Source organism: Streptomyces sp. NPDC111606, from assembly GCF_055656945.1.
Window position 1 is genome coordinate 1 of the sequence record NZ_JBVKBY010000033.1, and the last position, 11,710, is coordinate 11,710.

Below are 11,710 nucleotides of genomic sequence, written 5' to 3' on the forward strand. Positions count from 1 at the left end.
CATCAGGCACAAGCTCAGCGGACACATGACAGATCCTGCCGACACAACACCCAACTGCCAAGCCCCACAGCGAACTTCATTCTGAAACGATCAGTAAGGCACTGTCCAAGGCGGTGCAGTCTGTCGGAGTGGCGATCCGTAGCGGCACATGGCCCGGCACCGCATGCTCGACGCCAAGCTCGTTCGGAGGAACTGCCAGACGGCACTTCTGCCCACTGCCGTGGCGGTCGCTTCCGGCGTCGTGCAGGCACTACATCTTGTGGGCTTCAGGCTTGCTCTTCTCGAACGGGGAGTTCCGGATGACGATCAACCCGCACCCGTCGACCGTCCCGTCCTCGCTTCGGATCGGTCTGCTCGGCTCGTACGGCGGGCGGAACACTGGCGATGAAGCGATTCTGCAGTGCGTCCTGAGCTGCCTGCGTGCCCACCGGCCGAACGCCCGGCTCGTCGTCTTCAGCCGGAACGCCGAGCACACCCGATCCCACCAGTCCCAGGCCGACGAGGTGATCGACTGGGAGGGCGTCCCGCAAAAGCCCGTCCTGGACGCGCTCGGCGGTCTGGACCTGCTGGTGCTGGGCGGCGGCGGAATGCTCTACGACGGTGAGGCGCGGCGCTATCTGCGGCTGGTCAATGCGGCGCACGAACGCGGCGTGCCCACCTTCGCCTACGCGATCGGCGCGGGCCCGCTGCGCGAGGCGGACGACCGGGAGGCGGTGCGCACCGTGCTGCCGCAGATGACGGACGTCGTGGTGCGCGATGAGGAGACGCGCCTCGTGCTGGAGGAGGTCGGCGTGGACGTCGACCTCGCGGTCACCGCGGACCCGGCGTTGCTGCTCACACCGGAGCCCTTCACCGAGGAGATGATCCGGCACGAGGGCCTGCCCACCGGCACCCGACTGGTCGGGATGTCCGTGCGTGAGCCCGGCCGGGCGGCGGAGAAACTCGACGAGGCCGACTATCACGCGCTGATCGCCGACGTCGCCGAGTTCCTCGCGCGGCGCCTGGAGGCGCACGTGGTCTTCGTGCCGATGGAACTCCAGGACGTCCGCCACGCCCACGGCGTGCTGTCCCGGATGAGCGCCCCCGACCTGGGCCGCATCCTGCACAACCCCTACAGCCCCGGCGAGATCCTCGGCTTCATGAGTCATCTGGACATGGTCGTCGGGATGCGGCTGCACGTCGTGATCTTCGCCGCGCTGGCCGGGCTACCCGTGCTGCCGCTGCCGTACTCCGGCAAGGTCTTCGACTTCGCCCGCCGCACCGGCGTGCCCGCACTGGTCGGCGTGGCACGGGAGCAGGCCGGACTGCTGCTCGCGGAGGTGGATCGGCTCTGGGACGAATTTCCCCAGCGGCAGCAGGACCTGACCACGCGGGTACGGCAACTGCAGGCACTGGCCCGGGAAACCTGCGCCCGCTGCGGCGGGCTCCTGGACTCCATCGACGGCGGCGCGACGGCACCTCGGCGAACGGCGGACCTCCATCTGCATGGCGGCGTGTCTCTATCGCACCCGTGAATCCTCGCCCCCGTGGCCCAGTGGCGCCGCAGGCGCCGGCCAAGGAGCGTGCTGTCCGCGACCGCACCGATCCGACGGGAAGATGCAATGCCCATACTGCAACCACCCCTGCCCGCCCAGAGTGTCACCTTGCCCCCGCGGTCGGCCCGGCACGGCGGTCGCACGGACGTCCTGGTCGTCGGTGGCGGCCCCGGCCGGTACCGCCGCGGCCTATGCGGCGGCCGACGCCGGCGCCGAGGTCGTGCTCGTGGAGCGCTACGGCTTCCTCGGCGGCAACGCCACCGTGGCGCTGGTGATGCCACTGATGTCCTTCCATAACGAGCAGAAGCAGGCGGTGTTCGACAAGGGCGGCCACAGCAGCCGCCTGCTGCCCAGCGACCACGGGCAGGTCGAACCGGTGGTGGCCGGCTTCCTCTGGCTCCTGCTGGACCGTCTCACCGCACGCGGCGGCTGCATTCCGCCGTCCCCCGACACCGGCTACACCGTCCCCTTCGACCCGGAGACCTACAAGCTGGTCCTTCTCGACCTGCTCGACGAGGCGGGCGCGCGCATGTTGTTCCACTCCTTCGCGTCCGCCGCGCTGCCCCTCGACGACGGCTGGCGGGTGGTCTTCGAGACCAAGTCGGGTCCGGTGGTGATCGACGCCGCCGTCATCGTTGACGCCACGGGGGACGGCGACATCGCAGCGGCCGCCGGGGCACGGTACGAGATCTGGCGACCTGAAGACGGGCTGGTGCAGCCGATGACGCTCATGTTCCGCGTCGTCGACTTCCTGCAACCCGTGTTCTCCGAGTACGTCAAGGACCACCCGGACCAGTGGCGCGGCGTGCACGGGCTGTGGGACCTCGTCGAGGAGGCCACCGAGGCGGGCGAACTGCGCCTGCCACGCGAGGACATCCTCTTCTTCGCCACCCCGCACCCCCGCGAGGTCAGCGTCAACAGCACGCGCGTCACCCGGGCGCTCGGCACCGACGTGTGGGACCTCAGCCGCGCCGAGTACACCGCGCGCCGCCAACTGGCACAGATCGACCGCTTCCTGCGCCACCGCGTGCCGGGCTTTCAGGAGTCGTACGTGGCACAGAGCGGCCTCCAGATCGGCGTACGCGAGACCCGCCGCATCCTTGGCGATTACCACCTGACCGGACACGACATCCTCACGGCACGTCCGTTCCCCGACGCCATCGCACGGCGCCTACCCCGTCGACATACACAACCCCAGGGGCAGCGGCACCGTCCTCAAGCGCGTCCCGCGCGGGCACTTCTACGACATACCGCTGCGCTGCCTGCTGCCCAGCGACACGGACCGCCTGCTGGTCGCCGGACGCTGCATCTCCGGCTCGCACGTGGCGCACTCCTCCTACCGCGTCATGCCCATTGCGATGGCGACGGGCCAGGCGGCCGGAGTCTGCGCCGCGCTGTCCGTCCGCCTATCCCGCACCCCCCGCGAGGTGCCCCACCACCTCGTCCAGCGTGCCCTGAAACGCCAAGGCGCCCATCTGCGCCTGGAGCCTCGTGAGCACGTGCCTCGGCACCGCTGATGCAGGGGCACGATTGCTTCCGGCGCGCTCAAGGTCCTCAGCCCGCTGATCCGCGAGGGCATCTGTGTGCCGCGGACGGCGGCTGGCCAGGATGCGACTGACGGTTCATTACGGCCTGTGATCATTGGGAACAGATCTCGCGTCCACCAAGGGCACGCCATGACGGCGAAACGCGTCAGCACGCGCAGCAGGTCGCAGCCGCCTGTCATGACTGGTCGGCTTCGCGGCCGAGCAGCCTGCTTCACTCAGGTCCGGCGGCTGGCACGTCGCCGAGGCGTTGGTCGGAGAGAAGATCACCAGTAGTGGCGACGCCCGGCGACAGCGTGCCCCATGGAGCCCATGATCCACAGGACCGCGCCAATGACCGCGAGGATGAGCCCGATCGTCCACAGGATCGCTACGCCGGTGACGAAGCCGATTACGAGCAGGATGATGCCGAGAAGGAGCATGCCGGCCTCCAGTGCGCGATGGTGCTTCTTTCACTGTGGACCGCAACGCCGCGTTAGGGAAGCGGGGCCGTGCTGTTATGACCTGGGAAAGTGTTCGAGGCCGGCCGGTAGGTTGACACCATGACGGCGCTGGAGGCCCGGCCGGACCAGCAGGTGGAACTGTGGGCACCGGACACTCCGACGACTCTGTCCAAGCCCTCCTACGGAACAGTGCTGAAAGGCACCCTCAAAGAGTTCATGAAGGGCGTGTGGTTCAGCCCCGCCCGATCGCGGGGGTCCCGCAGGCAGCGGACCGCGTCGGCGGGACCCCCGCCCAACAACCACAGGGGTCCTGGGCCTTGCGTGAGGGTGGTCTTTGCGTCGGTCCCGCGCCACCGCCCACCCGGCATCGGTTCTGTCATCAGGCTCAGCGTGTGTCCGCCGGGCAGCGCGGCGGCCGGGACATGGTCGACATCGGCCGGGAGTGGGGCGAGGTTGCGGGCCTCGACCGCCGTGTACTGGGCCAGTGAGCCGTTGCGCGCCCAGTCGGCCAGACCGCACACGCGCTGCCCGACGGTCAGGCCGGTGGTGCCGTAGCCGACCTGCCAGCCGCCCTTCTGCCGCCCCTGTGCGTCGACCGGCTGGTCTTCAACGGCACGATCATCGAAACCGGCACCGACTCCTACCGCCTCGCCCTATCCCGGGCCAAAGCCGAACAGGCCGCCCCGACCTGATGTGACTACCGCCCCTTCGTGGCTGTCCCTGTTTCTGACCTGCGGCCTTACGACCGTGCGGGTTGGTTGGCGATCAGAAGGGTGACGTCCGCGGGCCGGAACCCCAAACGGGCATAGATGCGGGCGACGGTGTCCTCCGCATAGGCGAGGAAGACGGGTCGTTGCGCGAGACGTACTCCGCCTCGTCGGCGACCCTGTTACAGAGACCGATCAGCCTGGTGGCAGACGGCGTCGACACCGGCCAGCGTGCGGGCGACCGCCGCCGGGTCCCGTACATTGGCGCCGGGATCCGCCAGGACGTCGTACCCGACCGGCTCGTGCCCGTGCGCTGTGAGCACCTCGACGACATGGGACCCGATGAACCCGGCGCCGCCGGTGACCAGTACACGCACACGGGCACGATGGATCCGCGACGATCCCCCCGTGACCGGCCCGGCACGTCATCACTCCGTAAGACGTCGCAGGCGCGTCGGAAGGGGACAAAACAGCACCTTCGCGAGACGCTGCCGTACGCGCCCTCATCGCCGCCCAGGGAGACCGTCATGGCAACGTCGCCTTCCCCGTCCGCGAACGACTCCTACCGCTTCGACGACCTCACTGCCCTGTTCATCAACTGCACGCTCAAGCCGTCCCCGCACCTCAGCCACACCCAGGGATTGATCGACAAAAGTGCGGCGGTCATGATGGAGCGCGGGGTCACCACATCCGAGATCCGGGCCGTCGATCACGACGTGGCCCCTGGCGTATATCCGGACATGACCGAGTACGGCTTTGCAGTCGACGAGTGGCCCGCACTATACGAGCAGGTGATGGCCGCCGACATCCTGGTCCTGGCCGGCCCGATCTGGCTCGGCGACAACAGCTCCGTCACCAAGAAGGTCATCGAGCGGCTCTACGCGTGCTCCTCACTGCTCAACTCCCATGGCCAGTACGCCTACTACGGCCGCGTGGGAGGCTGCCTGATCACCGGAAACGAGGACGGCGTGAAGCACTGCGCGATGAACGTCCTTTACAGCCTCCAGCACCTCGGCTACACGATCCCGCCCCAGGCCGACGCCGGCTGGATCGGCGCAGCCGGCCCCGGGCCGTCGTACCTCGACCCGGACTCGGGCGGCCCGGACAACGACTTCACCAACCGCAACACCGCCTTCATGGCCTGGAACCTCATGCACCTGGCAGCACTGCTCAAGCGCTCGGGCGGCGTCCCCGCCCACGGCAACCAGCGCTCCGAGTGGGACGCCGGCTGCCGTGCCGACGCGGCCAACCCCGAACACCGCTGAGACGCTCAAGGAGGCTGGCCTGCTCACCTCCGAGCGGCGGGGCACAGGGGCGTACTACCGGTCGAGCCGTCGTCCGCGTGGTCATGAAGAGGGGTGACGGCGACACTCCCGTTGCACACGGGCTGTGGTCGCTACTGGGTCCCGGGCAGTTCTTCGTGTGCGACGACACGGTGAACATGAGTGAGTCGTAGCCTCGTTGTTCGCTCAGAAGGCCTCGACGTGAGGACGTACCGACGGCAACTGCCACAGTTCCAAAGCTCCGCTGATCAGGTCGGCGAGGAACTGAACCGCGCCTCCCGTGTAATGCCACCATCCGCCACTGCGTGAGGCCACGGTGACAGTCCACTCGTCAGGATCAGACCCTGTGGTGTTCCAGAGGAAGTAGTCGCCCTGGTTCGACGTCGCCCATGGCAGCAGGCCGCCAGGGGCAGGAAAGGGGTGCAGAGGAATGGACATCTCTGCGTCCGCACACCACTCAGCGAGGATCTCAAGGTCTTCGGGGTCCTCCGCCCATGCCCTCTCCTGCCCGGGGTTCGGGAAGCCGACGCCTAGGAAGTCACCGATGGCCAGGGAGGGGTAGCTGTCGCCGAGCAGCTTGTAGTCGGAAGGCAGCTCCGTGTTCAGACATTCTTCGACTCGTGCCCAGTCGATTCCGGCTGGAGCCGTACGTCGGTGGCGGGCCAGGCCGGGGAGGGCCTGTTCCAAAGCCGCGACTGCCGAAGCTGGATCAGTCAGTCGCTGACGAGGTACTTGAGTGCCGATGAGATCGTCCACCGGGACAGCGTGCCAGAGCGAGGATCTCAAGCCTTCACTGACCTGCTTATCCCGTCACGAACGACGTCTTGAGGGACGTGATCCTTTGGTGTTTGGGCAGGCTGGTGGTACTTCGTCCGTGCTCGGAGTCGAGCACATCGTGGGCCGCGGAGGCTGTCGCTGCTGATCGTGGACTCGGACGTGCTGCTGGTGGAACAGCAGCTGCGGGCAGGCCGGCTGACGTGTCCGCATTGTGGGGCGGTCCTGGCGCCGTGGGGGCACGCCCGGCTCCGGGAGATCCGGGGTGATCTGGGATCCCGGGTGTTTCTGCGGCCTCGCCGGATGCGCTGTTCGGGCTGTGGCATCACGCACGTGCTGTTGGACGAGGTGTTCTGGCCTCGGCGGGCGGACGCGGCCGCGGTGATCGGGGCAGGACTGGAGATAGCCGCGTTGGGAATGGGCCACCGCCGAGTCGCTGCCCACCTGGGCCTGGCCGAGGGCACGGTCCGTGGCTGGCTGCGGGCGTTCGCTGGGCGAGCCGAGGACATCCGGCGGTACTTCACCGTCGCTCTGGTCGCGCTGGCGGATGACCCAGTCATGCCGGATGCGGCGCCGTCGACGCGCGCCGATGCCGTCTCGGCGGTCGTGGCCGCCCACCGGGGCGGCCACGACGAGGTGGCCGCACATGCTCACTGTGTCGCCATGGGAGTTCGCCGGACGGGCGATAGGCGGCAGGGTTCTGACCTCGCCTTCTTCCGCTATTTGATCAACACGGGCCGCCCCTGGGCGGAAACTGGAGATGCCGGGAGTCTTGATCGTGTCCGCCGGGGAATCGGCGGGCTCTGTTCGAGACGCGAGGTGGGTTGCCTATGTCACCGAGTGAGGACGAGGACCGTCGCCGGGCGGAGCGGGCCCGGCAGGTGGGCCTGTTCCGTTACGGCCTGATCCAGGACCTGATCGACACGAAGCTCACGACACGCCAGCGCGGGAAACTTGCCTGCGAACTGGCCGCGAAAGAGCACACCGACCCGTTCGGCCGGCAAGTGAAGGTCGCCCGCGGGACGCTGCACCGCTGGTCCGCCACTACCGCGCGGGAGGGTTTCCCGCCCTGGTGCCGGCCCAGCGGCAGGTCACCCCCGCGGACCCCGGTGGAGGTGATGGACCTGGCGGCCGCGCTGAAGAAGGAGAACCCGGCCCGCACGGTCGCGCAGATCCAGCGGATCCTGCGGACCACGCAGGGCTGGTCGCCGATCGCCTGGCAGTCCCTCATCGCCGCCTTCACCGAGGAGAAAGGCATCGTCGACGAGTCCTCCAGCCGCACCGCGATCACCGCGACCCACGCGACAGAGTGAGCACGTAGCCGACACCGTGTTCACGACCCCGGCGGCCTGACGGCCGCCGGGGTCGTTTCATCCCATCCCATCGACAACCAGCACGTCGCCTTCATGCTCATCATCAGCGTCGCTCAACACACGTGGCCGTCTCCCGCACTCCCAGCCTAGGAGTGTGGTTCTCTCCCACATTGAGCCTAGTCAGCGCTTACGCGGTCGGCGGAGCCTCACGAGCCCAGTCGAAAGGCATAGGCGCGCCCTGTGGGATCACCCAAGGATGCGGATAGCGAGCCTGGCAACCCGTGCAGCGCGCGACGAACGGGCCGATCTCCGGGTTCGTGAGAACGCTGTAGTGGCTGGAAGGCTGAGCCGGGAGCATGTGCCCGTTCGACGTCGTCTCCAAGCCGGGCCACTGCCTCGAGCATTGGCATGGGCCCTCTACTGCGAACGGCTTGCCGTCAGGAGCCTCGGCCGTCCTCCTGAAGAGCTTGTCGAAGTTCTCTCGTATCGACACGGCGGCGGCCTCCCCTTCACTGCGCCCGGCTCTCGGGCTCCCAGACAGTAACCGAGGTCGGCGGAGTCTTAACGGCCGAGTCAAGGGGCTATGTCTGTCACCGGTGATGTCAGGCGTCGGTGCCGGTGGCCTCTACGAGCAAAGCCAGGGCCTGGTTGTGGAACTGGCGTTCGGCATCGCTGCATGGGGCGTTGAAGAAGGCTCGCTGAGCTTCGGCAAGATCGCAGTTCAAGAGCCCCATAGTCACGAACACGGCTTCCACACCGTGGCACCCGTTGTCTTTGAGGAACTGCTGGAGTGCGTCCGTGTCGCCGGTCGACTCCCAGACGGGCCGGGCGGTTTCCTGCATGGCTGCGATGCGCGCTGATCGTTCTGCGTCGAAGCTCACTGGACCCGCCTCTCTGGGATGAGTCCGCAAACTATCGCCGTTGGTGGGGCGCGTTGGCCCATTGACCGCAGGCGCAGAACATCGTTCGGGGCTGAGCGGAGGGGCCCGTGCTGTGTGCGTCACCGGCACGGACCCCCGGTGCAGGTTCTCACGTGGGGCTGCCTCAGCGCGCCCAGTTGAGTCCCAACTCGACGAGTGCGGCGAGCTTGCCAGCGGTCGGCGAGTCTCGCACGCCTGGCCTTCGTGTTCGATACGAACACCCTGAGCTGGTGCGCGGTGAGGAGACGCGCCTCGTCCTGGAGGAGGTCGGCTTGGACCTCGACGTCGGGGTCACCGCGGACCCGGCGCTGTTGCTCACCGGAGCCCTTCACCGAGGAGATGATGCGGCACGAGGTCCTACCCCCGCCCAGGCGGACGCTGACACCCTGGCGTTGAAGTTCCGGCATCCTACCGGCTTGTCGCACCCGGTGCCCCCCGAGGCTCCTGCAGGCCTCAGTCCCCGATCCATAGCAGGCTGGGTCCTCATGAGGCGAGAACCGGGCCCGTTCCAGTGGGTCGGCTGGCCCGGTCGGATTTGGCCAGCCGAAACAAGACAGGCCCACCGATCGTCGCTTATGTGGATCTGCGCGAGCGGCATCCGATCCGCTTGCATCCTGACGCGGACATGAAAGTGTGAGAGGTGGTCAGGTGTGCAGTAGAGACGGGGGAGTGGAACGTGGCAGCGGGGAACGGCGAGGCACCTCGGCTGGCCCGGGCACATCGGATACTGATCGGCGTCGTCGTGGCAGGTGCGGTGATCATCGCCGGGATCGGGTTTGCCGGTTCCTACGCTGCCGTCCGCGAACTGGCACTCAAGAAGGGCTTTGGGGACTTCTCCTACGTCTTCCCGATTGGCATCGATGCCGGTATCTGCGTCCTGCTGGCACTGGACCTTCTGCTGACGTGGATTCGTATCCCGTTCCCGCTGCTACGTCAGACGGCCTGGCTGCTGACGGCCGCGACGATCGCCTTCAACGGTGCCGCTGCTTGGCCCGACCCTCTAGGCGTTGGCATGCATGCCGTGATGCCCGTCCTGTTCGTGGTTGCGGTCGAGGCCGCACGCCACGCGATAGGCCGGATCGCCGACATCACAGCTGACAAGCACATGGAGGGTGTCCGCCTCACCCGCTGGGTGCTCTCACCGCTGCCTACGTTCCTGCTGTGGCGCCGGATGAAGTTGTGGGAGCTGCGCTCCTACGAGCAGGTCGTCAAGCTGGAGCAGGAACGCCTCGTCTACCAGGCGAGTTTGCGGTCCCGGTTCGGCCGCGGCTGGCGCCGCAAAGCCCCGGTGGAGTCGCTGATGCCGCTGCGCCTCGCCCGTTACGGCGTCCCCCTGTCCGAGACCGCACCGGCGGGGAACGGCCCGGCTGTGCAGACCGGGCAGGGCGACCGGCGCCTCGCTCTTGCCTACCGGGCCTGGATCGATGCTTTCAACACTGAGCCAACCAGCGCACAGTTCGCACGCTGGCTTCAGGACCAGTATGGCATCACCACCGCAGCCGGCGAGCCGCTCTCCGCCGAGCAACTGGCGCCCCTAGTACAGGTCATCAGGCAACGACACTCTCAGGGCTCGGACATGATCGTGCAGGGCGAGCCTGAGAGTACGGATGACGGGTGGGGTGACTACTTCTACAACGCCTGGCTCACGTACGCCCAGCAGCACGGGGCCTACCCCGAGGCTGACGCGCTCGCCGACTACGTCTACGAGCGCGATCAGATCACCAGCGCCGGTGGCCTGCCCATCACCGGGGCAGACCTTGAGGTCTTCGTCCAGAGCTTTCAGCAGCGCGAGTTCGATGAACCCCAGCCACTCGCCGGCTCCCCTGACGTGCCCAGGGAGCGGCAACCAGTCCAGAAAGCCACGCCCATCGAGGGCGACGATGAGGCGCAACCGGCTGTCGCTAGTGCGCAAGCAGCCACGGATACCCGCAGCCCACGGGTGAACGCCACCGTCGACGACAGCCAGCAGGACGAAAACCCCGGATCAGCGGAACCGACCACGCTCACCACGGTGGACCGGTATTACCTGGCCTGGACGGACTTCCAAACCGATTATGGAGAAGAGCCCAAGGCGGAGCAGCTTTCTGCCTACCTTGCCGAAAAGGGCATGAAGGGCCGCGGTGGAAAGCCCGTAAGCCCCTCTACCTTGCGTCGCTACCTCCTACCGTTCCGCGTCTACACGCTCTGGGCGGAGCAGCGCGTGCGCACCGCTATTCCGCCTCTCGATGCCATTGCGCAGGAGTGCGCATCCCGCGGGATCAGTGCGCAGCACAACAGGCCACTTACGACCGACTACATCGCCGACCAGGCCGACGATTTCGAGCGGCGCTGGCACGCGCTGACCCACCACCACGCCCAAGCGCAGCAGTAGCAGGGCCGCTTGCTTGGCTGCGCACCTGACGGCCGTCAGGTGCGCAGCCAACCTCTTGCGTAGCCGAGATATGTCGGCCAGAAGTCGCACTCGCTGCATATGCCGACCCGGCCAGCCTTCCAGTCGCGGAGGGTGGCGATCTTCAACGCCCCCCCGCTAGGCTCCGTGTGGCTCATTCGAGAGCCGCAGAGCACTGGCGACGTGTCCGATGGGGGACAGTGCTCCTCTCGACAAGCAATGAGCACGATGAGTCTCTAATCGTCGCAGAGCCTCAGCAGGCCATCGCAATCGGTGGTCGAGCTGAGGCTGCCCGCCGACTGGTCGACCACCTTCGTGAAGGGATCGACTGGTGAGGCTGACTTTTTCCGCTCAGGTACTTCTCACGCTCCTGTCATTCGTGTCGTCGCTGCTGGTAGCGGTGGTGGCGGGGGCACTTTCGCATGAGGCCGGGGCGCCGGTGTCCGGGGCGGTGTTGTACGGCGGTGGCACGTTCATCGGCTGGATGACCCTATGTGTCACTGTGCTGACGGCGCTCGGCCTGCTCGGGCATCAAAGTCATCCCGGTGAGTAAGGGTTACCCGGCGATCATGAACGCAGCCACAGCCGGATCGCAGCGAGGCTGATGAGTGCCGTGGAAACATACGCCCTCTTGTCGTACCTGGTCGCTACGGCCCGCGACGCTTTGAGGGCATTCACGGTCCGCTCGACTTCGTTTTCTGCGCTAGTAACTGATCGTTTCAGAATGAGGTTCGGAGACGTCTCAAGCAGATGATGCTGCATGCGAGTTGGAGCAGGCCGAGGTGGAGGTCGGCGCGTATCT

10 protein-coding genes and 5 pseudogenes are annotated in these 11,710 nt (G+C 67.2%); 8 read left to right on the plus strand and 7 right to left on the minus strand.

Going from position 1 to position 11,710, the window contains the following annotated elements:
* Positions 1–299: 299 nt before the first annotated feature.
* The gene (locus ACZ7M7_RS44770) at positions 300–1,514 is read left to right on the plus strand and encodes a polysaccharide pyruvyl transferase family protein (protein WP_472127595.1); all 1,215 of its coding nucleotides are present in this window, start codon (positions 300–302) and stop codon (positions 1,512–1,514) included.
* Between the two features lie 82 nt (positions 1,515–1,596).
* Positions 1,597–3,052, plus strand: a pseudogene (locus ACZ7M7_RS44775) (FAD-dependent oxidoreductase).
* A gap of 293 nt (positions 3,053–3,345) precedes the next feature.
* On the opposite strand, the gene ACZ7M7_RS44780 reads toward ACZ7M7_RS44775, so the two are convergent.
* The gene (locus ACZ7M7_RS44780; protein WP_472127597.1) at positions 3,346–3,501 is read right to left on the minus strand and encodes a DUF6131 family protein; all 156 of its coding nucleotides are present in this window, start codon (positions 3,499–3,501) and stop codon (positions 3,346–3,348) included.
* 422 nt (positions 3,502–3,923) lie between these two features.
* A pseudogene (locus ACZ7M7_RS44785) lies at positions 3,924–4,142 on the minus strand (NADP-dependent oxidoreductase); the annotation flags it as partial.
* On the opposite strand from ACZ7M7_RS44785, the pseudogene ACZ7M7_RS44790 reads away from it, so the two are divergent.
* Positions 4,101–4,214: pseudogene (locus ACZ7M7_RS44790) on the plus strand (IS21-like element helper ATPase IstB); the annotation flags it as partial. The pseudogenes ACZ7M7_RS44785 and ACZ7M7_RS44790 sit on opposite strands and share 42 nt — an antisense overlap.
* Positions 4,215–4,261: 47 nt before the next feature.
* On the opposite strand, the pseudogene ACZ7M7_RS44795 reads toward ACZ7M7_RS44790, so the two are convergent.
* Positions 4,262–4,369, minus strand: a pseudogene (locus ACZ7M7_RS44795) (GNAT family N-acetyltransferase); the annotation flags it as partial.
* A 42-nt stretch (positions 4,370–4,411) separates the two neighbouring features.
* Positions 4,412–4,606: an NAD-dependent epimerase/dehydratase family protein gene (locus ACZ7M7_RS44800; protein ID WP_472127599.1), complete on the minus strand. Its 195-nt coding sequence runs from the start codon at positions 4,604–4,606 to the stop codon at positions 4,412–4,414.
* Positions 4,607–4,756: 150 nt separating this feature from the next.
* Here ACZ7M7_RS44800 and ACZ7M7_RS44805 point away from each other — a divergent pair, with 150 nt between their 5' ends.
* Positions 4,757–5,494, plus strand: a complete 738-nt coding sequence (locus ACZ7M7_RS44805; protein WP_472127601.1) for a flavodoxin family protein — start codon at positions 4,757–4,759, stop codon at positions 5,492–5,494.
* Between the two features lie 204 nt (positions 5,495–5,698).
* On the opposite strand, the gene ACZ7M7_RS44810 is transcribed toward ACZ7M7_RS44805, so the two are convergent.
* Complete coding sequence (locus ACZ7M7_RS44810; RefSeq protein WP_472127603.1) at positions 5,699–6,268, minus strand: SMI1/KNR4 family protein; 570 nt, start codon at positions 6,266–6,268, stop codon at positions 5,699–5,701.
* A 189-nt stretch (positions 6,269–6,457) separates the two neighbouring features.
* On the opposite strand from ACZ7M7_RS44810, the gene ACZ7M7_RS44815 reads away from it, so the two are divergent.
* Positions 6,458–7,192: a DUF6431 domain-containing protein gene (locus tag ACZ7M7_RS44815; protein ID WP_472127611.1), complete on the plus strand. Its 735-nt coding sequence runs from the start codon at positions 6,458–6,460 to the stop codon at positions 7,190–7,192.
* Positions 7,117–7,599 carry a hypothetical protein gene (locus tag ACZ7M7_RS44820; RefSeq protein WP_472127613.1) on the plus strand — a complete coding sequence of 161 codons (483 nt, stop codon included), beginning with the start codon at positions 7,117–7,119 and terminating at the stop codon, positions 7,597–7,599. Before ACZ7M7_RS44815 ends, ACZ7M7_RS44820 begins: the two co-directional genes overlap by 76 nt.
* Positions 7,600–8,201: 602 nt before the next feature.
* On the opposite strand, the gene ACZ7M7_RS44825 is transcribed toward ACZ7M7_RS44820, so the two are convergent.
* A complete protein-coding gene (locus tag ACZ7M7_RS44825; RefSeq protein ID WP_472127605.1) occupies positions 8,202–8,480 on the minus strand; it encodes a hypothetical protein in 279 nt (92 codons plus the stop codon).
* Positions 8,481–9,195: 715 nt separating this feature from the next.
* Here ACZ7M7_RS44825 and ACZ7M7_RS44830 point away from each other — a divergent pair.
* A complete protein-coding gene (locus ACZ7M7_RS44830) occupies positions 9,196–10,890 on the plus strand; it encodes a DUF2637 domain-containing protein (RefSeq protein WP_472127607.1) in 1,695 nt (564 codons plus the stop codon).
* A gap of 349 nt (positions 10,891–11,239) precedes the next feature.
* Complete coding sequence (locus ACZ7M7_RS44835) at positions 11,240–11,461, plus strand: hypothetical protein (protein WP_472127609.1); 222 nt, start codon at positions 11,240–11,242, stop codon at positions 11,459–11,461.
* A gap of 14 nt (positions 11,462–11,475) precedes the next feature.
* On the opposite strand, the pseudogene ACZ7M7_RS44840 reads toward ACZ7M7_RS44835, so the two are convergent.
* A pseudogene (locus tag ACZ7M7_RS44840) lies at positions 11,476–11,604 on the minus strand (IS5/IS1182 family transposase); the annotation flags it as partial.
* Positions 11,605–11,710 lie beyond the last annotated feature (106 nt).